This is a genomic window from Arthrobacter zhaoguopingii, assembly GCF_009828605.1.
GTDB classification, from domain to species: Bacteria; Actinomycetota; Actinomycetes; order Actinomycetales; family Micrococcaceae; genus Arthrobacter_D; species Arthrobacter_D zhaoguopingii.
Genome location: NZ_WIAE01000004.1, coordinates 112,713 through 135,464, shown reverse-complemented (window position 1 = coordinate 135,464; position 22,752 = coordinate 112,713). Strand labels below are relative to the sequence as shown.

General features: G+C 65.4%; 22 protein-coding genes and 2 tRNA genes. 15 read left to right on the top strand and 9 right to left on the bottom strand.

The features are described from left to right. Positions 1 to 734: 734 nt before the first annotated feature. From GVV77_RS06840 to rpmH, 8 genes are all read right to left on the bottom strand, one after another. Entirely contained in the window at positions 735 to 1,895 is a 1,161-nt protein-coding gene (locus GVV77_RS06840) for a ParB/RepB/Spo0J family partition protein (RefSeq protein ID WP_425483347.1), read from the bottom strand. Between the two features lie 543 nt (positions 1,896 to 2,438). Further along, the gene (locus GVV77_RS06835; RefSeq protein ID WP_159617503.1) at positions 2,439 to 3,326 is read right to left on the bottom strand and encodes a ParA family protein; all 888 of its coding nucleotides are present in this window, start codon (positions 3,324 to 3,326) and stop codon (positions 2,439 to 2,441) included. Positions 3,327 to 3,658: 332 nt separating this feature from the next. Further along, positions 3,659 to 4,333 carry a 16S rRNA (guanine(527)-N(7))-methyltransferase RsmG gene (rsmG, locus tag GVV77_RS06830; protein ID WP_159617393.1) on the bottom strand — a complete coding sequence of 225 codons (675 nt, stop codon included), beginning with the start codon at positions 4,331 to 4,333 and terminating at the stop codon, positions 3,659 to 3,661. Beyond that, positions 4,326 to 4,871, bottom strand: coding sequence for a Jag family protein (locus GVV77_RS06825; RefSeq protein ID WP_159617392.1), 546 nt, complete (start codon positions 4,869 to 4,871; stop codon positions 4,326 to 4,328). The genes rsmG and GVV77_RS06825 overlap by 8 nt, the downstream gene beginning before the upstream one ends. Continuing rightward, a complete protein-coding gene (yidC, locus tag GVV77_RS06820; RefSeq protein ID WP_159617391.1) occupies positions 4,868 to 5,830 on the bottom strand; it encodes a membrane protein insertase YidC in 963 nt (320 codons plus the stop codon). The genes GVV77_RS06825 and yidC overlap by 4 nt, the downstream gene beginning before the upstream one ends. Before the next feature lie 6 nt (positions 5,831 to 5,836). Further along, positions 5,837 to 6,199 (bottom strand): membrane protein insertion efficiency factor YidD, encoded by a 363-nt coding sequence (gene yidD, locus GVV77_RS06815; protein ID WP_159617502.1) that lies wholly within the window; start codon positions 6,197 to 6,199, stop codon positions 5,837 to 5,839. Continuing rightward, positions 6,193 to 6,555, bottom strand: coding sequence for a ribonuclease P protein component (rnpA, locus tag GVV77_RS06810; RefSeq protein ID WP_159617390.1), 363 nt, complete (start codon positions 6,553 to 6,555; stop codon positions 6,193 to 6,195). Before rnpA ends, yidD begins: the two co-directional genes overlap by 7 nt. Before the next feature lie 84 nt (positions 6,556 to 6,639). Then, positions 6,640 to 6,777 (bottom strand): 50S ribosomal protein L34, encoded by a 138-nt coding sequence (rpmH, locus tag GVV77_RS06805; protein WP_055854070.1) that lies wholly within the window; start codon positions 6,775 to 6,777, stop codon positions 6,640 to 6,642. Positions 6,778 to 7,257: 480 nt separating this feature from the next. On the opposite strand from rpmH, the gene dnaA reads away from it, so the two are divergent. From dnaA to GVV77_RS06740, 14 genes are all read left to right on the top strand, one after another. Then, complete coding sequence (dnaA, locus tag GVV77_RS06800; protein ID WP_159617501.1) at positions 7,258 to 8,667, top strand: chromosomal replication initiator protein DnaA; 1,410 nt, start codon at positions 7,258 to 7,260, stop codon at positions 8,665 to 8,667. 544 nt (positions 8,668 to 9,211) lie between these two features. Continuing rightward, positions 9,212 to 10,336, top strand: coding sequence for a DNA polymerase III subunit beta (gene dnaN / locus GVV77_RS06795; RefSeq protein ID WP_120165921.1), 1,125 nt, complete (start codon positions 9,212 to 9,214; stop codon positions 10,334 to 10,336). A gap of 48 nt (positions 10,337 to 10,384) precedes the next feature. Then, positions 10,385 to 11,281, top strand: coding sequence for a phosphogluconate dehydrogenase (NAD(+)-dependent, decarboxylating) (gene gnd / locus GVV77_RS06790; RefSeq protein WP_159617389.1), 897 nt, complete (start codon positions 10,385 to 10,387; stop codon positions 11,279 to 11,281). A gap of 10 nt (positions 11,282 to 11,291) precedes the next feature. Then, positions 11,292 to 12,476, top strand: a complete 1,185-nt coding sequence (gene recF, locus GVV77_RS06785; protein ID WP_159617388.1) for a DNA replication/repair protein RecF — start codon at positions 11,292 to 11,294, stop codon at positions 12,474 to 12,476. Then, positions 12,460 to 13,113 (top strand): DciA family protein, encoded by a 654-nt coding sequence (locus tag GVV77_RS06780; RefSeq protein WP_159617387.1) that lies wholly within the window; start codon positions 12,460 to 12,462, stop codon positions 13,111 to 13,113. The genes recF and GVV77_RS06780 overlap by 17 nt, the downstream gene beginning before the upstream one ends. Before the next feature lie 240 nt (positions 13,114 to 13,353). Further along, positions 13,354 to 15,429, top strand: a complete 2,076-nt coding sequence (gene gyrB / locus GVV77_RS06775; RefSeq protein WP_159617386.1) for a DNA topoisomerase (ATP-hydrolyzing) subunit B — start codon at positions 13,354 to 13,356, stop codon at positions 15,427 to 15,429. An 82-nt stretch (positions 15,430 to 15,511) separates the two neighbouring features. After that, positions 15,512 to 18,169, top strand: a complete 2,658-nt coding sequence (gyrA, locus tag GVV77_RS06770; RefSeq protein WP_159617385.1) for a DNA gyrase subunit A — start codon at positions 15,512 to 15,514, stop codon at positions 18,167 to 18,169. Then, positions 18,166 to 18,693, top strand: coding sequence for a DUF3566 domain-containing protein (locus GVV77_RS06765; RefSeq protein ID WP_159617384.1), 528 nt, complete (start codon positions 18,166 to 18,168; stop codon positions 18,691 to 18,693). The genes gyrA and GVV77_RS06765 overlap by 4 nt, the downstream gene beginning before the upstream one ends. Before the next feature lie 85 nt (positions 18,694 to 18,778). Next, positions 18,779 to 18,852 (top strand) — tRNA-Ile (locus GVV77_RS06760). A gap of 37 nt (positions 18,853 to 18,889) precedes the next feature. Beyond that, entirely contained in the window at positions 18,890 to 19,006 is a 117-nt protein-coding gene (locus tag GVV77_RS18200) for a DLW-39 family protein (RefSeq protein WP_210252841.1), read from the top strand. 44 nt (positions 19,007 to 19,050) lie between these two features. Next, positions 19,051 to 19,123 (top strand) — tRNA-Ala (locus GVV77_RS06755). 94 nt (positions 19,124 to 19,217) lie between these two features. Then, entirely contained in the window at positions 19,218 to 19,592 is a 375-nt protein-coding gene (locus GVV77_RS06750; RefSeq protein WP_159617383.1) for a PadR family transcriptional regulator, read from the top strand. Continuing rightward, positions 19,589 to 20,005: a hypothetical protein gene (locus GVV77_RS06745; protein ID WP_159617382.1), complete on the top strand. Its 417-nt coding sequence runs from the start codon at positions 19,589 to 19,591 to the stop codon at positions 20,003 to 20,005. Before GVV77_RS06750 ends, GVV77_RS06745 begins: the two co-directional genes overlap by 4 nt. Before the next feature lie 135 nt (positions 20,006 to 20,140). Then, a complete protein-coding gene (locus GVV77_RS06740) occupies positions 20,141 to 21,055 on the top strand; it encodes a DMT family transporter (RefSeq protein ID WP_159617381.1) in 915 nt (304 codons plus the stop codon). Between the two features lie 103 nt (positions 21,056 to 21,158). Here the strand turns inward: GVV77_RS06740 and GVV77_RS06735 are convergent, their stop codons facing one another. Beyond that, on the bottom strand, positions 21,159 to 22,088 hold the full coding sequence (locus tag GVV77_RS06735; RefSeq protein ID WP_159617380.1) for a hypothetical protein: 930 nt from the start codon (positions 22,086 to 22,088) through the stop codon (positions 21,159 to 21,161). A 121-nt stretch (positions 22,089 to 22,209) separates the two neighbouring features. Here GVV77_RS06735 and GVV77_RS06730 point away from each other — a divergent pair, with 121 nt between their 5' ends. Further along, entirely contained in the window at positions 22,210 to 22,752 is a 543-nt protein-coding gene (locus GVV77_RS06730; RefSeq protein ID WP_159617379.1) for a peptidylprolyl isomerase, read from the top strand.

Here is a 22,752-nt window from a genome sequence, read left to right as displayed (position 1 = left end):
GCTCGAAGGGCGGGATCCCACGGCTCGCATGGTGCTCCCTGACTCATGGCCGCCGGTCGGCCGGGCCAAGGGACTGGTCCAGGGCCATCGAGGACGGTGTGCTGGATAGGCTCGCACTCCCGCGGCGATGCGTGACACACTGGTCACCGTCTTCCCGCTGTCGGCGGGCCCGAGCCGCGTGGGTCGGGGCTGGGCGGGAGACTGACCCCGACCCACGATGCCTCTGTGCCGCGATTGGAGGCCTGGCCGCCGCTGGTCGTCTAACTGCTTTCGAACCGTTTCACGTGAAACGCTGCTGTTGCGCCAGCGAGGGCTCACTAGCACGCACTACCCGTGAGAGCCGCGTCGACAGGATCTCGACCCTGTCGCGCTATTCGAACACCCACACTCCGGCCGGGACCCCGGTCACACTGCCCTGCATGGCGGAGGTTTCACGTGAAACACGCCAAATTGCCGACTGGGGACAATAGGAATGGACGCCACGCGCTCCAAACCACGCGACAAAGACGAGTCAGGACGAGAACCCCCGTGCCTAGGCGTCGGAAAAGTGTGGGAGCGTCCCTATTCACTCCCGGCCTCCGTCGGTGGAAGTGCGTTCAGGCGTCACACCCCGACGCGCCGCCTCAGAAACTCCGTCTGCGCGAAGGATGACGTCTCAGGACAGATCGAGCAGAGCAAAACGCCGGCCCGTTTCACGTGAAACGAACCGGCGTTCGGCAGCGGACCGACCCAGACTAGCTTGACGGCGGCGCCAATACGGTCATGATGCGGTTGAGGTCATCGACGCTTGCAAACTCGATGCTCACCTTACCCTTGCGCGCGCCCAGGGTGATCTTCACGCTGGTATCGAGCCGGTCCGACAGTGACGTCGCCAGGTAGTCCAGTCGTTCATGGCGTGCGGCGTTCCGGGGCGTGGTTGGCTTCGCCTGCCTCCGCAGCCCATCGCTCATCGCAACGATCTCTTCGGTGGACCGCACGGAAAGGCCTTCGGCGACGATCCGCTGCGCCAGCTTCTCCATCTCGGCCTGATCCGCCAGACCCAGAAGCGCGCGGGCATGCCCTGCGGACAAAACGCCGGCGGCCAGCCGCCTCTGAACCAGCGGAGGCAGCTTCATCAACCGAAGCGTGTTGGAGATCTGCGGACGTGAACGGCCGATGCGCTCAGCCAGCTCCTCGTGGGAGCAACCGAAGTCGTCTAGCAGCTGCTGGTACGCCGCCGCCTCTTCAAGCGGGTTGAGCGAACTCCGGTGAAGGTTCTCAAGCAGGGCGTCGCGCAGCAGGTCATCATCGGCCGTGGACCGGATGATCGCTGGAACACGTTCGAGCCCGGCCTCGCGGGTCGCGCGCCAGCGGCGCTCACCCATCACCAGCTCGTAGGGGGCATCGCCCTTTTCCGAGGAGGGGCGGACGACGATGGGCTGCAGCACCCCGATCTCGCGGATGGAGTGGACCAATTCAGCCATCTCATCGGCATCGAAGACCGATCGGGGCTGCTTCCGGTTGGGGTGGATGGCATCGAGCGGGAGTTCAGCGAACCGGGCACCCGGAACCTCAAGAAGTCCTCCTGGGTCGCTGTCCACTACGGCCGCCGACTCCGCGTCCCCGTCCGCAGCGGCACCATTCCGAGCCGTGCTGCCGGCGGGCACCTCGGCCTGCGTCGGCGCTTCCCGCCCCTCGACCGTGGCAGGCTCCACTACGGCCGCCTGTTCAGGCTCTACGGGGTTCTGAGCGGCTTGCCCGAGGTCTTGAACGGCTGCGTCGGCCTTCTGCGGGGCGTCCTCCGGTCCGGGCGCATCCACGGCTGTATCGGCGGCTCCGCGGGCGTCAGCAGGTTCCGGCGCCTGACCAGGCTGCGGCCGGGCGTCAGCGGGTGCATCGGCAGCAGCGGCGCCCACCGAGGGGGACGCGGCCTTTTTCCGGCCTTTGGCTCCGGTACTGCGGGCGGTGGACGGCGCGGCGGTGGACGACGGCGCGGCGGGAATGTCTACCGGCGAAGATGAGGATTCCGTTTCACGTGAAACCTCCGCCGGGGTGGACGCCGGCACCGTCTCGGCGGCATCCGCAGCCGGTGGGACCGCAACCCGCTTGGCTGGAGGTGCAGTCTTTGCCGCGGGCTTGCCGCCGTTGCGGCGCGATGGAGCAATCAATGCATCTTTGTTGATTCCGCTGCCCCGCTGCTCCCGCTTCGCCCCGGGGGCACCGTCATGCCCCTGCCCGGAGGTGAAGAAGAGATCGGCTGGACGGCCGGACTGCTTGAGGGACTCGGAGGACACCTCCGCTTCTTCGGCAGGGGCGCTGGGAATGAGCGCCCCCAGACCACGGCCAAGACCCCGGCGCTTTTCCGCCATTGGTTACCCTTTCAGATTGCGAACGGCTTTGGTTCGCGACATACGACGCTAGGAACAGTGTAGGGGCGGCCCAGCCGGCTCCCGTTCAGGCTAACTACGTTCGGCGATTTCCGCTGCGGCCTCAAGGTAGGACAGGGCACCGGACGACGACGGATCGTAGGTCATGACGGTCTGCTGATAGCTTGGGGCCTCGGAAATTCGAACCGAGCGAGGTACGACTGCCTTAAGGACCTGCTTGGGGAAGTGCTCGCGCACCTCAGCGGCCACCTGGGCGGCCAGGTTGGTCCTGCCGTCGTACATCGTCAGCAGGATGGTTGAGACAACCAGATCTGCGTTGAGGTGCTTCTGGATCATCTCGATGTTCTTCAGCAGCTGGCTCAGACCCTCGAGTGCGTAGTACTCGCACTGGATCGGGATCAGAACCTCCCGCGCCGCGACGAACGCGTTGACCGTCAGCAGTCCAAGGCTCGGCGGGCAGTCGATGAAAATGTAGTCAAGGCGGGGCTCACCGTTTTCGGCGCGCTCCTTGGCGTACACGTCGATCGCGCGGCGCAGGCGCTGCTCCCGGGCGACCAGGGACACCAGCTCGATCTCGGCGCCGGCGAGGTGGATGGTGGCCGGTGCACAGATCAGGTTGTCGATATCGGGGCATGGTGCCACCACCTGGCTCAGCGGCAGGTCGTCGATCAGCACGTCGTAGATGCTGTCGACCTCAGCGTGGTGGGGGATCCCCAGCGCCGTGGACGCATTTCCCTGGGGGTCGATGTCGATCACCAGCACGTTGAGACCGGAGGAAGCGAGTGCGGCGGCGATGTTGACGGTGGTCGTGGTCTTGCCGACCCCGCCCTTCTGGTTGCTGATCGTGACCACGCGCGTGGACTCCGGCCGGGGAAGCTTGCGGCCCAGCAGCTTCTCCCGCCGCCGGGTCTCACTTGCCAGCTCCCTGCCCAGCGGGGAGGAATCATCCATTGCTTCCATCACGCTGTTGCCCTTGCCACTCTTCTTGACCGGAGCTTCCGCGGAGTCCGACAGCGAGAAGGTGGTTTCACGTGAAACGATTCCGGTGTTGGCCGGATCGGCAAACACTTCCGGTTGAATTTCCCCGAGCCCTACCGCGAGCGGCGCTCCCGCAACCAACATGGTCGAGTTCCGCTTAGATGCGGTGTCTTTCATAGTCACTCGGTAGCTCACTTCCAACATGCCAGGCACTGTTACTTCTAAGACTAACGGGTTGCCCGGCCGTGCCGGCGTTCCCGCGCGGCGATCCGGCCGCCGGCTCTCCGCTCAGAACCCCTCGGGCGACGCCGGAATCAGCCGACGGTGATGCGCACCACCGTCGTCGGTTCCTCCAGCACACCCTCGCCTGCAGTGACGATCTCCACGCTGCTGCCACCCAGACGGCGGATGACCTTTCGGGCATCGGCAACTTCTTCGGCCGCACTGCGGCCCTTGATCGCGAGGACCTGGCCTTCGCCCTTGAGCAGGGGCATGGTAAGGCCGGCCAGTTTGGACATCGCGGAGACCGCCCGTGCGGTGACCACATCGGCGTCGACGGTTTTGACGGCCTGTTCGGCGCGGGCCCGATGGACCGCCACGTTATCGAGGCCGAGGTCCTCGACGACCTCATTGAGCCAGGCCACCCGGCGTTCGAGTGGTTCAACCAGCACAAGGGAAAGGTCGGGACGGGCGATGGCCAGGGCGATCCCGGGAAGGCCAGCGCCGCTTCCGACGTCGCACACCGACTTGCCGTTCCCGATCAGCTCAGCGACGACGGCGCAGTTGAGCACGTGCCGCCCCCACAGCCGCGGAACCTCGCGGGGACCCAGCAGCCCGCGCTCGATGCCGGAGGTGGCAAGGTGCTCAACAAAGCGCTCCGCCAGGGCGAACCGTTCACCGAACACCGCTTCCGCGGCCTTCCGTTCCGCGTCCGTGGGTAACACTGCCGAAGGCGTTCCGCCTACGGATACTGGAAGGTCCTCAGTCATCGGCAGCGGAAACCACGATGTGCCGGCCGGGGCCTTCGCCCTCGGACTCGCTCGCGAAACCGAGCTCGGCCACGGCATCATGGACGATCTTCCGCTCGTAGGCGCTCATCGGTTCAAGCACTACTTCGGCACCGCTTTCCTTCGCCTCGGCCACAGCATCCTCGGCGATCTTCCGGAGCTCGTCGCCGCGTACGCCACGGTAGCCATCGACGTCGAGGACCAGCCGGGAGCGGTTCGAGGTCGCGGTCAGCACTGACAACCGGGTGAGTTCCTGAAGCGCCTCAAGCACCTCGCCGTCGCGCCCAACCAGGACCTTCAGCCCGTTATTGCTGCGGTCCTCGGAGACGATGGAAATGTAGGTGCGACCGCTGCGTACCTCGATATCGATGTCCCCGTCGATGTCGGCGATGTCGAGGAGCTCTTCAAGATAGTCGGCAGCGACGTCGCCTTCGTCTTCGAGACGGGAGGCCTTGGACGCGTCGTCGCCGCCCTCCTCCGTGGTGTCCGCGGGTTCCGGGCGCTCGTTATCGATGCTCATTTTTTCTTCCTCTTCTTGCGCTGGGGCTGGACCCGCTGGACACGAGGCTGTGCGACCGTCTCGACAACGGGTTCGCCCTTCCGCTCACCGAGCAGCGGGACAGCCGGCAGCCCCTTCTTGGCGCGCCTCTCCGCGAGGGCCTTGGCTGCCGGAGAGCCGGGGGTGGGCATCCTCCGGATGACGTAGAACTGCTGGGCCATGGTCCAGATGTTCGTGGTCGTCCAGTAGATCAGGACGCCGATCGGGAAGTTGATGCCGCCGATGCCGAAGACCAGGGGGAGGATGTAGAGCATGATCTTCTGCTGACGCATGAAGGGGCTCTGCATTGCCTCCTCGGACATGTTCTTCGCCATGATCTGCTTCTGGGTGATGAACTGCGAGGCCGTCATGGCGATGATCATGAGGACCGAGAGGATAATCACGCTCAAGTTGATATTGCCGCCGAAGCTGCCCAGGAAGGTCGAGGACAGCGGCGCACCGAAGATGGTGGCGTCATCAAACTCCCGCACCGCGTCAGGGGAGAGAGCCCCGATCTCTTCACCCTCCCGGCTGGCCTTCGAGATTCCGTTGAGCACTGTGAACAGCGCGAAGAAGAACGGCATCTGGATGAGGATCGGCAAGCAGGCGGCGAAGGGGTTTGTCCCGTGCTTCTTGTACAGAGCCATCTGCTCCTGCGTCATTGCCTGACGCGAAAGCTGGTCGGTCTTCCCCTTGTACTTCTGCTGCAGCTTGCGCAGGTCCGGCTGCAGCGCCTGCATCCCGCGCTGGGCCTTGATCTGCTTGACGAAAACAGGAATGAGGGCGGCACGGATGACGACGACGAGACCGATGATCGACAAGGTCCAGGTCCAACCCGACTCCGGATCCATCCCTAGGAAGGTGAAGCCCTCGTGGAACATCACCATGATCCAGGACACCAGCCACCGGAAGGGGAACAGAATCGTCCCGAAGAAATCCATAATCAGTTAGCTCCTCGAACCGCTCAGGCGGCCTTCGTCATCGTCCGGAATTACCGGGTGGTTCAACACAACTATCGCGGGCACTTTCCCCTCGGGAAACTTCCTGCCGCCCTGTGGCACGTGGTCCACGCCGCCGTCGTTCCAGGGATGGCATCGCAGGACCCTCTTCACCGCAAGCGTACTTCCCCGGAGAGCACCGTGGACGGTGACCGCCTCAAGTGCGTAAGCCGAGCAGCTCGGGTAGAACCGGCAGACCGGTCCATAGAGGGGGGAAACGATCCGCCGGTAAACCTTAAGCAGCAGGATCAGCAGGCCGCGGGGGGCATCGCGCAGGAGGCTCCAGTACCGGGGTCCGGTCGCCGTCACAATCCCGTGTCTCCCTTGTCCCTGCTGCGCCGGAGGGCGCCGGCCGCCGCCTTATCGAAGTCGCTGCTCAAATCATCCCACCCCGCGAGGGCGGAAGCGGGAAGGGCACGGACCACAAGGTCGATCCCCTGCGGGTTGCGCGCGATGAATACCGCGGCCGCGGCACGCAGCCTGCGCTTCACGAGGTTTCGTGTCACGGCGTTCCCGACGTTCTTCCCGACAATAAATCCGCACCGGCTGGGCCCACCCGGACGGGGCAGGGCATATAAGACGACGTTCCGGCGCCCTGAGCGGGCACCGGAACGTACGGTCCGTGCAAAATCTCCGGCGACGCGCACCCGGTGGATCTTCGCGAGCATCGACTGTGCCTTTCCTAAGGAACCGGAAAAGTATCGAACACCGCGCGATCCAGGCTGGGCTTCATCGCGGAAAGGGTTGTACCGCTATGCCGACAGTTCGGTGCGGCCCTTGCTGCGGCGTGCCGACAGAATGGCACGACCTGCGCGGGTACGCATGCGAAGGCGGAAACCGTGCTTTTTGGCACGACGGCGGTTATTCGGCTGAAAGGTCCGCTTGCTCACTGTGTTTACTCCAAGACGATCTTGAGATGCGTCCGGCCCATTGCAACAAGGGGGAAGAACAGACTGACGCGATTAAGGTGCACACCCGCAGAACGCTCGAAACGCCAGCACGCATCCGAGGCCTCTTACTACCCGGAACAGTCGTGATGGCATGCGAAATGCAGACATAAAGGACTACATAACGTTAGGCGACGGGACACAGCAGCGTCAAACCGGCCGGCGGCAGGCTCCATCCACTGCATCATCCACACCTGTGGACATCCGCCTGTGGACAATCACCGGCCTCCGGACGGCGCCGGGTAGCGCCGAAATGCCCCCGCACGCCGTCCCGGGCCCCACTTTGTCCACGGTTTGACCGCTATCTTCTGTAGTTTCCATCCTCTAGTCTTGGCAGGGCCGGTTTATCCACCATCTGTGTACAACCCTGTGGATTACGGCCATTTTCAGGTGCGGATTGTGAAGCTTTGAGGGGTATTAGTGGTGGAAACGGACGAGGTCAACGACGTCGGCAGCTCATGGCGGAAGGTGATCCGTACCCTCGAGCATGACGACCGCGTCACTCCGAGGCAGCGCGGATTCGTCGTTCTGGCCCAGGCCCAAGGGCTGATCGGCACCACGATGCTGGTCGCCGTCCCGAATGAACTGACCCGCGAGGTGCTCCAGACCCAGCTGAAGGCTGCTCTGGACGAAGCCCTGCACGAAGTGTTCAGGGAGGACATCCAGTGTGCGTTCGTCATCGACCCCGATCTCACTCCGGTCGCAGAGGAGGAGCCGGTTCCGGAAGCGGTGCCCTCCCCGGAGCAGCGGGAAGAACCGAAGCCTTCGCCGACGCCGCCGAGCAACTCCCATGAGTTCGGCCGCCTGAACCCCAAGTACATCTTCGATACCTTCGTCATCGGCTCCTCGAACCGGTTTGCCCACGCCGCCGCGGTCGCGGTCGCCGAGGCTCCCGCCAAGGCCTACAACCCGCTGTTCATCTACGGTGACTCGGGCCTTGGCAAGACCCACCTCCTTCACGCGATCGGCCACTATGCCCGGCATCTCTACACCGGCATCCGGGTGAGGTACGTGAACTCCGAGGAATTTACGAACGACTTCATCAACTCGATCCGCGACGACGAGGGCACGAGCTTCAAGCAGACCTACCGCAATGTGGACATCCTGCTCATCGATGACATCCAGTTCCTCTCCGGTAAGGACCGGACACAGGAGGAGTTCTTCCACACCTTCAATGCGCTGCACAACCACAACAAGCAGGTGGTGATCACCTCGGACCTGCCGCCGAAGCAGCTTTCAGGCTTCGAGGAGCGCATGCGGTCCCGGTTCGAGTGGGGCCTGCTCACCGATATCCAGCCTCCTGAACTCGAAACCCGTATCGCCATCCTGCGCAAGAAGGCGATCAGCGACAGCCTGAGCGCACCCGATGACGTCCTTGAATACATCGCGTCCAAGATCGCAACGAACATCCGGGAACTCGAGGGGGCCCTGATCCGGGTCACCGCCTTCGCGAGCCTGAACCGGCAGCCGGTCGACGTAAACCTGGCCGAGATCGTTCTCAAGGACCTGATCTCCGATGACGGTGCGCAGGAGATCACCTCGACGGTGATCATGGCCCAGACCGCTGACTACTTCCAGATCAGCCTCGAAGAGCTGTGCAGCAAGTCCCGCACCCGCACTCTGGTGACGGCCCGGCAGATCGCCATGTACCTCTGCCGGGAACTGACCGACATGTCCCTGCCCAAGATCGGCCAGGAACTCGGTGGCCGTGATCACACCACGGTCATCCATGCCGACCGCAAGATCCGCGAGCTCATGGCCGAGCGCCGGGCCATCTTCAACCAGGTGACCGAGCTGACAAACCGCATCAAACACAAGCAGCGGGAAGCCTGAGACCGCCCGGTCGGGCGACCACCGACCGGGCGGGAAATTAACAGCTGTGGACACAGCTGTGGATAACCCCCGGAACAACCTGCCGAAACCTGAGGAAAACCCCTACCTGCCCTGTGGATCCGCTAAATGACAAGGATTTTCCCCACAGGGGCGGCTTCCGGGGCGCCCTGTGGACGCACAGCTTGTCCACAGGGCAGATCCGCGGATTGCAGGCGGCGGGTGGACTTATCCACAGTTTCCACAGCAGTTATTAACACTACGAACCTTAAACTTCAAAAAGTTCTTCAGATAACACTCTCGTGTTCCTGCACCCCGGTCCGACCTCGGATCCGGGCCCTCCCCGGTCGTGCCGGCCGGTGCCGACCGTTCCGAACGGCACCCATCCACGGGACCCGGCGGCTCAGGCTAAGCTGTGTTCCAAGCAGGGTTGGGGTCAACGGTGCCCTCCCGGATTCTCTTTCCGCACAGACACCGGACCCCGCCCACGTACGTCCATGTCGGTGGTTGTACTCGAGAGGTACTTTGTGAAAGGCGGCTTCCTTCCGTGAAATTCAGAGTTGAGCGGGACGTTCTCGCGGAGGCTGTCTCCTGGACAGCGCGCTCCCTTTCCCCGCGCCCACCTGTTCCCGTGCTGGCAGGGCTGCTCATCAAGGCCGAGGGTGGAGCCCTCTCCCTGGCGAGCTTCGACTATGAGATTTCGGCGCGTCTCGAGATCCCCGCCGACATCAGCGAGGAAGGGACCATCCTCGTTTCCGGGCGGCTTCTCGCCGATATCTGCCGCAGCCTGCCCTCGGCACCGGTCGAGGTGGCCACTGACGGATCGAAAGTCACCCTGACCTGCCGCAACAGCCGGTTCAATTTGGCCACCATGCCCGAAGGTGAATACCCCGAGCTGCCGAAGCTCCCCGCCGTCAGCGGCGTCGTCGATGGTGATGCCTTCGCCCAGGCCGTCTCCCAGGTGATCATCGCCGCCAGCCGCGACGACACCCTGCCCATCCTCACCGGCGTCCGGATGGAGATCGAAGACGACCTCATCACGCTCCTGGCCACCGACCGGTACCGGCTGGCCCTGCGCGAAGTGTCCTGGAAGCCTTCCACACCGGGCATCTCCACGAGCGCCCTGGTCAAGGCCAAGACCCTCAACGAGGTAGCCAAGACCCTCGGCGGCGCCGGCGACCTGAACATCGCCTTTTCGGATGACAGCGAACTGATCGGGTTCGAAAGCGGCGGCCGGCGGACCACCTCGCTGCTGGTCGATGGGGATTACCCGAAGATCCGGTCCCTGTTCCCCGAAACCACGCCGATCCACGCGACTGTCGAAACCAGTGCCCTGGTCGAGGCCGTGCGGCGTGTGTCGCTGGTGGCCGAGCGGAACACCCCGGTTCGGCTGGCCTTTACCCAGGGCCAGGTGGCCCTCGACGCCGGCACCGGCGAGGACGCCCAGGCCTCCGAAGCCATCGAGGCGACCCTTGACGGCGACGACATCACCGTCGCGTTCAACCCGCAGTACCTCAGCGAAGGCCTCGGGGCCTTCCCCAGCAAGTTCGTGCGCTTTTCGTTCACGTCCCCGCCCAAACCGGCTGTCATGTCGGCACAGGAGGAAGCCACAGGCGAGGACCGGGAAGACTACCGGTATCTCCTGATGCCCGTTCGGCTTCCGAACCAGTAAGCACCGGCGCTACGCCGGCCGACCCCCACGGTAGAAAGAGTAAACGCAATGCATATTGGCCTCATCGGACTAGGCAAAATGGGCTTCAACATGAGGGAGCGGCTGCGCCGTGGGGGCGTGACGGTCACCGGATTCGATCGGAATCCGGACCTGACCGATGTGTCCTCCCTGGATGAGCTGATTGCCGCGGTCCCTGCCCCCCGCATCATCTGGGTGATGGTCCCCGCCGGAGCCGTGACCGACAGCGTCATCCGCGAACTGGCGGGCTCCCTGCAGGAAGGCGACCTCGTCATCGACGGCGGCAATTCCCGCTTCACCGACGACCAGGCCCACGGTGCCCTCCTCGCCGAGAACGGTATCTCCTTCCTCGACTGCGGCGTCTCGGGCGGCGTATGGGGCCTCGCGAACGGCTACGGCCTGATGGTCGGCGGCAACGACGCCGAAGTCACCCGGGCCATGCCGATCTTCGATGCGCTCCGGCCCGAGGGCGAGCGGCATGAAAGCTTCGTCCACGTCGGAGACATCGGCGCCGGACACTACGCCAAAATGGTCCACAACGGCATCGAATATGGGCTCATGCAGGCCTACGCCGAAGGGTATGAACTCCTCCAGGCCAAAGACATCATCAAGGACGTGCCCGGAACCTTCACCGCCTGGCAGAAGGGCACCGTCGTCCGGTCCTGGCTGCTTGACCTGATGGTGAATGCGCTGCAGGACGACCCCGACCTGGCCAAGGTGGCCGGGTATGTCGAGGATTCCGGCGAGGGACGCTGGACCGTCGAGGAATCGATCGCCAACGCTGTGCCCACCCCTGCGATCACGGCCTCGGTCTTCGCCCGCTTCGCCTCGCGGCAGGACGACTCCCCGGCGATGAAGATGGTCGCGGCTCTCCGGAACCAGTTCGGTGGACACGCGGTACGCCCGGCCCGCCAGGATCCCGCCTGAGCGGGGGCCGGTGTACATAGAGCACCTTTCGCTCACCGACTTCCGCAGCTACCACCAGCTCGACACCGGGCTGGCCCCCGGTGTGACGGTGTTCGTCGGACCCAACGGTGTGGGGAAGACGAACATCGTCGAGGCCGTCGGGTACCTTGCATCCCTCTCCTCGCACCGGGTCAGCACCGACAAGCCCCTCATCGGTTTCTCCGCTGAAAGGGCCCTGGTGCGGGGGAAGCTTGTCCGCGGGGTGCAGCGGACGAGCGTCGAGGTGGAGATCAACGCCGCCGGCGCCAACCGCGCCCGGATCAACCGGGCGAACCCGGTCCGGGCGCGGGCGGCCGCTGGCATCCTCAAGACCGTGCTTTTCGCGCCCGAGGACCTCGCCCTCGTCAAGGGCGATCCGGCCGTCCGGCGGCGCTACCTCGACGAGGTCCTCGTGACGCTGCTTCCACACCAGGCCGCCCTGCGCGCCGATTACGAACGGGTCCTCAAGCAGCGCAACGCGCTGTTGAAATCCGCACGGGCGGCCGGGCGGTTCTCCGGAGCACACGAGGCAACCCTCGAAGTGTGGGATCAGCACCTCGCCGAAACCGGGGCACGCCTCCTTTCCGCACGGCTGGGCCTCGTCGAAAGGCTCCAGCCGCACCTGGCCCTGGCCTACGCGCAGCTGACCGACGGTTCGAAGGAGGCATCGGCGGGCTACCGCGCCACGGTGACGGGCCTGTTCGACGACGAGGATCCGGACGCCGCCGGGGAGCGCGCCGGGGAACTTCACGGCGCGGATCACGCGGAGTTGACCGAACGTTTCCTCGAGGCGCTGGTACAGCACCGGAAGAAGGAGCTCGACCGGGGCATTTCTCTGGTAGGACCGCACCGCGATGAGCTGGGCCTCATGCTGGGATCTGCCCCGGCGAAGGGATACGCCTCCCACGGGGAAACCTGGTCGATGGCCCTGGCGCTGCGCCTTGCCTCCTACTACCTGCTCAATGAGGAGGACCAGACCCCCGGGGCGACCCCCGTGCTGATCCTTGACGATGTCTTCGCGGAGCTGGACACTCAGCGGAGGAGAAAACTTGCGAAGATTGTCTCCGGCGCGGAGCAGGTGCTTGTCACCGCTGCCGTTTCCGGGGACATTCCGGAGGAGCTGGCAGGGCGGCAGCTCCGCGTCGTTCCTGGAGGAATCGATGCCGAGGCAGGCTGACGGATCGGGCAGCGGACCCACAGGACCGAACGCCGGGGGCACTCCCGCGGACGGGGTGGACGAGGGCGCCGGCCCCGAGCCCGGTTCTCCGGGTACTGCACCCGGCCGGGCCCCGGCCGGGGACGGCGGGCTTCCCGCCGGCGTCGAGCAGAATGCGCCGGAAGCGCTGCTGAACCGGCTTCGGGATGCCTCCCAGTCCCGCGGCACACCACGGGTGCCGGTCGGCCGCCGCGCGCCGGCGGCCTCCCGGCGCCGCTACTCCCCGGCCCCGGTCTACGGCGGGCGGGATCCCGAAGGCCTCGGGAAGGTGTTCAACAAACTGCTCGCCGAACGGGGCTGGAACTCGCCCGTCGCCGTGGGGTCGGTACTGGCGCGCTGGACCGAGCTTGTGGGTTCGGAAATCGCCTCACACTGCCATCCTGAGAGTTTCGACGGGACCACGGTGCTCGTCCGCTGCGACTCCACCGCCTGGGCCACCCAGCTCCGGCTGATCAGCCCGGACCTGCTGCGAAGGTTCGACGCCGAGCTTGGACCCAAGGTGGTCACCCGCATCTCGGTGGTGGGACCGGCGGGCCCGAGCTGGCGCAAGGGCGGACGCTCGGTGAAGGGCCGCGGCCCGCGCGACACCTACGGGTGACCGGCGTCACCGCCGACCGGACGGGCCGGCCGATTCCGGCCCGGTCCGGAAATCGCGTGAGCGGCGGATAGAGGTCCCGGGAGCCTTTCCGACGTATACGGCCCCCACCGGCGTCCTGCTGTTGGCTTAAAAGCGCCATTCTTGGCCGCGGGAGGCGGGTCCGTGCGGGATTGAGCCCTGCCGCAGGGTAGAATAAAGAAGTTTCCCCCGCATAACCACATTGAGGAGTCGACTGCGCCTGTGGCAAACGAGAACGAGTTGAACGCTAGCGATGTCAAAATTGGGGTTGGCGAGTCTCCCGCCCTCTCGGCAGCGACCTCCCACAGCTACGGCGCCAGCGATATCACGGTGCTCGAAGGCCTTGAGGCGGTACGGAAACGCCCAGGCATGTATATCGGATCGACAGGCCCCCGCGGACTCCACCACCTTGTATATGAGGTGGTGGACAACTCCGTCGATGAGGCGCTTGCCGGTCATGCCGACACCATCGAGGTGACCCTCCTCGCGGACGGCGGGGTGCGCGTGATCGACAACGGGCGCGGCATCCCCGTGGACATGCATCCGACCGAGGGCCGGCCCACCGTAGAGGTCGTCATGACCATCCTCCACGCGGGCGGGAAGTTCGGCGGCGGCGGCTACGCGGTCTCCGGCGGTCTTCACGGCGTGGGCATCTCGGTGGTCAACGCCCTCTCGAAGCAGGTCGAGACCGAGGTGCGGCGCCAGGGCTTCGTGTGGCGGCAGTCCTTCGCCGACGGCGGCAAGCCGGTCGGCGAGCTCCGCCGGGGCGAGGAAACCTCGGAGACCGGAACCACCCAGACCTTCTACCCGGACGAGACGATCTTCGAATCCGTTGAGTTCGACTACGAGACGCTGCGCGCACGGTTCCAGCAGATGGCCTTCCTCAACAAGGGACTGCGCATCACCCTGCTCGACGAGCGGGCCGACATCGAGACCGACGAGATCACCGAGCACCACGAGCCCGGCGAAGCGCCGGTGGATGACACCCCCAAGCACCGCCAGGTCGAGTACCTCTACGAGAACGGGCTGCTCGACTACGTCCGGCACCTGAACTCCTCGAAGCGGGTCGAGGTGATCCACGAGGACATCATCGGGTTCGAGACCGAGGACACCGACCGCAAGATCGCCGTCGAGGTCGCCCTGCAGTGGACCACTGCGTACTCGGAGAGCGTCCACACCTACGCCAACACGATCAACACCCATGAGGGCGGAACCCACGAAGAGGGATTCCGGGCCGCCATGACGACGCTGATCAACAAGTACGCGCGCGACAAGAACATCATCAAGGAAAAAGACGACAACCTGACCGGCGACGACATCCGCGAGGGCCTGACCGCCGTCATTTCCGTCAAGCTCACCGAACCGCAGTTCGAAGGCCAGACCAAGACCAAGCTGGGCAACTCCGAGGCCAAGGGCTTCGTCCAGCGGGTCGTCACCGACCAGCTCGGTGACTGGCTTGAGCGGAACCCCGGGCCCGCCCGAGATGTCATCCGCAAGTCCATCCAGGCCGCCCAGGCCCGCCTGGCCGCCCGCAAGGCCCGCGAGTCAACCCGCCGCAAGGGCCTGCTCGAGTCCGGGGGCATGCCGGGCAAGCTCAAGGACTGCCAGTCGAAGGATCCGGCCAAGTCCGAGATCTACATTGTGGAGGGCGACTCGGCAGGCGGTTCGGCCGTCCGCGGGCGCAACCCCGAAACCCAGGCGATCCTTCCGCTGCGCGGCAAGATCCTCAACGTCGAGCGGGCCCGCCTCGACCGGGCACTGGGCAACAGCGAAGTCCAGGCCATGATCACGGCCTTCGGCGCCGGAATCGGCGAGGACTTCGATGTCGCGAAGGCCCGGTACCACAAGATCGTCCTGATGGCCGATGCCGACGTTGACGGTCAGCACATCACCACGCTGCTGCTGACCCTGCTCTTCCGCTACATGCGTCCGCTGATCGAGAGCGGATTCGTGTACCTGGCGCAGCCGCCGCTCTACCGGATCAAGTGGTCCAACGCCCCGCACGCCTACGTCTACAGCGACAAGGAACGCGACGAGACGATCCGGCGGGGCCTTGCCAACAACCTGCGCCTGCCCAAGGACAACGGTATCCAGCGCTACAAGGGCCTCGGCGAAATGGACTACACCGAACTGTGGGAAACCACGATGGACCCCGACCGCCGCACGCTGCTCCAGGTCACCATGGACGACGCCGCCGCTGCCGACCAGGTCTTCTCGGTGCTGATGGGCGAGGACGTCGAATCCCGCCGGAACTTCATTCAGCAGAACGCCAAGGACGTGCGCTTCCTGGACATCTAGGGATCCACCGGATGCCGGTTCGTTCCGGTGCCCGGTGCCCCCTGTCCGCGGTAAAAATTTGAACGAAATGGAATAAGGACTTATGAGCGAGACGCCGAATGACGGAACCGCACCCGACGAGATCCTGGCCGGGGAGGTGCTGACCGACCGCGTTGAACAGGTCGACCTGCAGACCGAAATGCAGCGGTCCTACCTTGACTACGCCATGGCCGTCATCATCGGCCGCGCCCTTCCCGACGTGCGGGACGGGCTGAAGCCGGTCCACCGCCGGGTGCTCTATGCCATGTTCGACGGCGGGTACCGCCCAGAGCGTTCCTTCAACAAGTGCGCACGCGTCGTCGGCGAGGTCATGGGCCAGTACCACCCGCACGGCGACGGCGCGATCTACGATGCGCTGGTGCGCCTCATCCAGGACTGGACGATGCGCTACCCGCTCGCCCTGGGCCAGGGCAACTTCGGGTCCCCGGGCAATGACGGTGCGGCCGCCCCGCGGTACACCGAGACCAAGATGGCTCCGCTCGCCATGGAGATGGTCCGGGACATCGACGAGGAAACCGTCGATTTCCAGGACAACTACGACGGCAAGAACCAGGAACCGACAATCCTGCCGTCCCGGTTCCCCAACCTACTGGTCAACGGCTCCTCGGGCATCGCGGTGGGCATGGCCACCAACATCCCGCCGCACAACCTGCGCGAGGTGGCCGACGGCGTCCAGTGGTACCTGCAGCATCCGGAGGCCTCCAAGGAGGAGCTGCTCGAGGCGCTGATCGTGCGGATCAAGGGCCCTGACTTCCCCACCGGCGCCCAGATCCTCGGGCACCGGGGCATCGAGGATGCCTACCGCACCGGCCGCGGGTCGATCACCATGCGCGCCGTGGTCAATGTCGAGGAGATCCAGGGCCGCACCTGCCTGGTGGTCACTGAGCTGCCGTACCAGGCAAACCCTGACAACCTGGCGATCAAGATCGCCGACCTGGTCAAGGACGGCAAGATCAGCGGCATCGCCGACCTGCGCGATGAGACCTCCGGCCGCACCGGGCAGCGCCTGGTGATCGTGCTCAAGCGCGACGCCGTGGCGAAGGTCGTGCTGAACAACCTGTACAAGCACACCCAGCTGCAGGACAACTTCAGCGCCAACATGCTCGCCATCGTCGACAACGTGCCGCGCACCCTGAGCCTCGATGCGTTCATCCGGCACTGGGTGACCCACCAGCTCGAAGTGATCGTCCGGCGCACCCGCTACCGCCTCCGCAAGGCGGAGGAGGCGGCCCACATCCTGCGCGGCTACCTCAAGGCGCTCGACGCCCTTGACGAGGTCATCGCCCTGATCCGCGCTTCCCAGACGGTGGAGGACGCCCGGGGTGGACTGATGACCCTGCTGTCCATCGACGAGGTCCAGGCCGCGGCCATCCTGAACATGCAGCTGCGCCGCCTGGCCGCCCTGGAGCGGCAGAAGATCCAGGACGAGCACGACAAGCTCGAGCGGGAGATCACCGAGTACCAGCGGATCCTCGCCTCCCCGGAGGTCCAGCGCTCCATCGTCTCCACCGAGCTCCAGGAGATCGTCGACCGGCACGGCGACGACCGCCGCACCGAGATCCTCATGGGCTACGACGGCGACATGAGCATGGAGGACCTCATCCCCGAGGAGGAGATGGTCGTCACCATCACCCGCGGTGGGTACGTCAAGCGCACCCGCAGTGACAACTACCGCCAGCAGGCACGCGGCGGCAAGGGCATCCGCGGTGCGCAGCTGCGCGGCGACGACGTCGTTGAGCACTTCTTCGTCACCACCACCCACCACTGGCTGCTCTTCTTCACCAACCTCGGGCGGGTCTACCGGGCGAAGGCCTACGAACTGGTCGAGGCCGCCCGGGACGCGAAGGGTCAGCACGTGGCGAACCTGCTGGCTTTCCAGCCCGACGAGACCATCGCCCAGGTCCTCGACCTGCGCGACTACCAGCAGGCCCCGTACCTGGTCCTTGCCACCAAGCGCGGCCTGATGAAGAAGACGAGGCTCGAGGACTACGACACCAACCGTTCGGCCGGCGTCATCGCGATCAACCTGCGCGACGGCGACGAGCTGGTCTCGGCCCAGCTGGTCTCCGAGTCAGATGACCTGATGCTCGTCTCCCGCAAGGGGCAGTCGCTGCGCTTCACCGCCACCGACGAGGCGCTGCGCCCCATGGGCCGGGCCACCTCGGGTGTGACCGGCATGAAGTTCAGGGCCGACGACGAACTGCTTGCCGCCGCCGTGGTCAGCGACGACTCCTTCGTCTTCATTGTCACCGAGGGCGGTTTCGCCAAGCGGACCAAGGTCGACGAGTACCGTGTCCAGGGGCGCGGCGGGCTGGGCATCAAGGTGGCCAAGCTCGCGGAGGAGCGCGGTGACCTCGTCGGCGCGCTCGTCGTCCAGGAGAGCGACGAGGTGCTAGTGGTGATGGAGGGCGGGAAGGTCGTCCGTTCGGCGGTCACCGGCGTCCCGGCCAAGGGCCGCGACACCATGGGCGTCATCTTCGCCAAGCCGGACAAGAAGGACCGTATTATCGGGGTGGCGCGCAACAGCGAGCGTTCGATGGCCGTTGATGATGACGCGGTCGAGGAAGCACAGATCCTTGAGGTCGGGCCGGACGGCACGGTGGGCGGCGCTTCGTCGACGGACGCCGATGAAGTACCGTTGTCGACAGATGAAACGGCTGAGCTCGATGCTGAGTCGCCGGAATACGGAGGTAGCGAGTGAGCTCGGCCAACACAAACCCGCGGTCCAGCGGAACGGTGCGTTCGTCTGGAAGCGGTCCGCGGGTCAATGCGCCGGCCCGCCCGGCGCAGCGGCCCTCGGCGGGACAGCCGGCCAGACCGGGGACCCGGCCCGGACTGGTGAAGCCGGCCCCGAAGGCCAAGGCGCGCAAGGCGCGGCTTTTGGTGAGCAAGGTCGACCCCTGGTCGGTGCTGAAGATGGCCTTCCTCCTGTCGGTCGCCCTGGGCATCGTCACGGTGGTCGCCGCCATCGTCATCTGGACCGTCCTGGACCTCACCGGCATCTTCGACGGGGTCAACGACCTGCTGCGTGAGATCGCAGGCACCGAGAGCGGCGGCTTCGACCTGCGGCAGTTCGCGTCGCTGGGACAGGTTGTGTCCTTCGCCACCATCATCGCCGTCGTCAATGTGGTCCTGCTGACGGCCCTGGCGATGCTTTCGGCCGTGTTGTACAACATTTCCTCCGCCCTTGTCGGCGGCATCGGCGTCACCCTCACCGACGACTAGGGTTTCGGGCATCGGGCCGGGGGCGGCGATTTGAGGTTTGCCGAGTTCCTGCTGTAAAGTCGTATCTCGGCCCGATGAGGTATCGGGGCGTATAGCTCAGGCGGTTAGAGCGCTTCGCTGATAACGAAGAGGTCCCAGGTTCAAGTCCTGGTACGCCCACGGATCCACCACTGCAGGTGACTGCTAGGAGACGAATGTGAAGAAGTTGCTGATTGCCGCAGCTGCTGCAGCAGGCGTCTTGGTCTACAAGCGGTGGCAGGATTCAGAGAAGGAAAAGGCAGTCTGGAGCAAGGCGACCGACGAGGTCGGTTAGTTCCGGGCCGCAGCGGTTCGAACGAACCGGCTGAGGCTCACCACGGGGGCATGGCGCAATTGGTAGCGCACCTGCTTTGCAAGCAGGGGGTTCGGGGTTCGAGTCCCCGTGCCTCCACCGAAGAAGGCTCCAACACCGGCACAATCCGGTGTTGGAGCCTTTTGCTTTAAGTACCCTTCCGCCGGTTTTATACAGGCTGTATAGTACGGCCATGGGAGACTACAGCGGACCCGGCAGCGCGCTGCGGGATTGGGAGGCAGTGTTCCGGCAGGGACTGCTCACCTTTTGGACGTTCGTGGCGCTGGACACCGAGTGGCTCGACGTTGCCGGACTCAAGAGTCGGATCAGGCAGCTCACCACCGATACCTACGATCCGGCGGACCAAACCTTGTACCGGCAGCTGCGCCGCCATCTCGACGTCGGCCTGGTGGAACTGCAGCCGGAAAGGAGCCACTCCGGCCCGCCGAGGAAGTTGTACCGGCTGTCGCCGCGTGGGCGCCAGATCCTTGAGGAGTTCGCGTATCGAAACATCCAACCCTTCGCCCAACCCGCGGTCCAAAACATCATCGAGAGGGTCAAGCCATGAACCTACAGCTCATCCTGCGAACCAACCTCAAATGGTTTGTTCTCATCAATACCCTCAGCACCCTGGCCTTCCTACCGGTCCTCAACCACCTCGTTGTCACTGGGGCGACGGCCAGCGCGGGGATCACGGGAGCGGCTTATGGCGCCGTCTGGTTCATCAGCGGGCTCGTGACGGGGATCGCTGACAACGTTGCCGCCCGGCAGCACCATCCACGCATGAGCTACGCTGCCTTCTCCCTGCTGATGGCAATAGTCGTCTTCCTCGCCGGTAAGCTCCTTTGGCCGGCGGTCATGCCGCTGAGTTGGACCGCTGTCCTGCTGTACTCGTTTCTCTGCGCCGCCGCCACGCTCGTAATTCAGCTGAGGATGCGGCGAACCCATCAGGGCTACAGCGGCAAGGACCTGTTCAACTAGACCCGTTGGCCGCCCTCTGGTGAAGCGTGGGGCCCCGAGCTGCCCTGGTTTGCCAGCGCGCGGCCCGTCTCCGCGCAACACCTCTCCGGACGTGGGCTGGCCCCGGCCCCACGAGTGCTGCCATAGGGTTGCAGGGTGATCATTTTCCTCTCGGTGCTCGGTGTCCTCGGTGTGTCGGCGTCCGGCCCCATCATGGCCGCCACCGCGGCGCCGGCCCTCGCCATCGCGTTCTGGCGCAACCTGATCGGCGCATTGATCATGGGAGGGCCCGCAGCCGTCTCGAAGCGCGCGGAGTTCCGCGCCCTGGGCCGCTCGGACCTCCGCAGCCTCTTCACTGCGGCGACGGCCCTGGCCCTCCACTTCGCCTGCTTCATCACCTCGCTCAAGCTGACGTCGGTCGCCGCGGCGACCGCCCTGGTCTGTCTCCAGGTGGCCTGGATCGCCCTGTTCAACGCCGTCCGCGGGTCGCGTCCACCGGCGGTGGTGGTCACCGGGCTCACCATCGCTTTCGCCGGCGTCGTCGTCATCACCGGATTTGACCTGCAGCTCTCCGGTCAGGCGATCCTCGGTGACGTCCTCGCCCTGGCCGGGGGTGCCCTCGCCGGGATCTACCAGATGGCCGGGGCGACGGCCCGGCGGACCATGTCCACCGGGACGTACACCACCCTCTGCTACGGCGGGTGCGCCGTTCTCCTGCTCCTGCTGTGCCTGCTGTTCCGCCAGCCGCTCACCGGATTCTCACCGGCGGCCTGGTTCGGGATCCTCGGGGTGACCCTCGTCGCCCAGATCATGGGCCACAGCGTGTTCAACCACCTGCTGGCCGTGATGAGCCCGCTGGTGATCTCGATGATCATCCTCCTCGAAATTCCCGGTGCGGCACTGCTTGCCGCCGTCTTCCTCGATGAGCAGCTCCCGGCGGGAACCTACGCGGGGCTGCTGCTGATTCTGGTTGGCCTCGCCGTCGTGGTCCGCGGCCAGGCCCGCACGCGTCCGGCGGGCCGCGCGGCCGCCCGTCCGGTCGAGGCACCGCCGGCGCTCGGCGGAGACTGAGGCCGCAGGCCAGGAGGCGGTAACCAGCGGGTTAAACCAAAAAGAGCGGGAAGGGCGGCCGGTATGCGGCTGCCCTTCCCGCTCCCGCGGGACCGTTGGGGTCCTAGCTGGTGGCGTCGTTCGGCTTCGCGGCGTGCTTGGCCGTATCGGAGAGATCGACGGGAGCGTCATTGACCTTCTTGTTAGCGGCCTTTGCCTGCTCAGATGCGGCCGTCAGGTCCGGCCCCGAGGTTCCGGTTCCGGTGGTGGTGGCCGTCGTGGTGGTCGCCGTTGCCGTGGTCGGAGTAACCGGCGTCGTCGTGGTCGACGGCGGGGTGGCGCTTTGGGTCACCGGAGCCGGCGTCTTCCACGGGTCCTCGACTGGCTTGGAGGCCCGCCAGGCGGCGACGCCGGCGGTGACCGCCGCAGCGATGATTCCGACGATCAGCCAGCCCTTGCCCTTCTTGGCCTGCTCCTGCTGGCGCTTCTTCAGCTCCTTCGAGGCCTGCAGACCGGCTGCAACGAAGGCCTTCTGGGCGTTGCGCGCTGCCTTCTTGTCGCCGGTCACGCGGGTGACCATGGAGGCGACGGACGGCGGGATTGTGGCGCCCGCAACCGAGCGGGACGCCGAATCGGCCGCCTCGCCGAGCTTGTAGGACAGGGCGGGGATGTAGCCGTCAACGACCTTCCCCTTGGCCGAGGTGAGGGCGGGACCGGCCTTGCCCAGGGTTTCCTGAACCCGTGGGGTGGTCGTGTCGATGACCTGGGTGATGCGGGGGCCGACCTGGTCCAGTCGCTCCTGGATCAGCGGGCTGACCGTGGCGTATCTGGTGGACACCCCGGTGGCGGCCTTCCTCATGCTCTCCTGAATCATCGGAGAGGCCGTCTGCACCCCCTTGTCCCAACGGGGCTTCGTCCAGCCGTAGGCGGCGCCGACATAGGGGATTGCCCAGCCACGGGCGGCCGCGATGCCCGCCAGAACGCCTTCTTCGAATCCGGGCGCGGTCTTTTCGTTCTTCTTCACAAGTACCTCCAGGAGATCGTGACTCGTCATGGTCAGCCTACGTGCTATCTGCAGGCCTTGCTATTCATCCCTCAGGTTCGCAGGGTTTTCACTGTGCGCGGAATGCCTCGCTCCCAGATTTTTGGCGGGCACCCCGTGAAAGAATGGGCCCATGACTGCTATTCCAACCGCAAAGGCCACCATCCACACCAACCACGGCGACATCGCTGTCAATCTTTTTGGCAACCACGCGCCGAAGACGGTGAAGAACTTCGTGGGCCTCGCCACGGGCGAGATCACCTGGACCCACCCGCAGACGGGCGAGGAAACCTCGAAGCCGCTGTACGACGGAACCATCTTCCACCGCATCATCAAGGACTTCATGATCCAGGGCGGGGACCCGCTGGGCCAGGGCATCGGCGGCCCGGGATACAAGTTCGACGACGAGATCCACCCCGAGCTCGACTTCAACGAGCCCTACAAGCTGGCCATGGCGAACGCCGGGATCCAGGGCGGACGCGGAACGAACGGGTCACAGTTCTTCATCACCTCGGTGCCCACCGGCTGGCTGCAGGGCAAGCACACCATCTTCGGTGACGTCACCGACGAGGCTTCTCGGAAGGTCGTGGACAAGCTGAACGCGATCGGCACCGATATGCGCGACAAGCCCCTCGAGGACGTCGTCATCAGCAGCATCACCGTAGAGCAGCTCTAG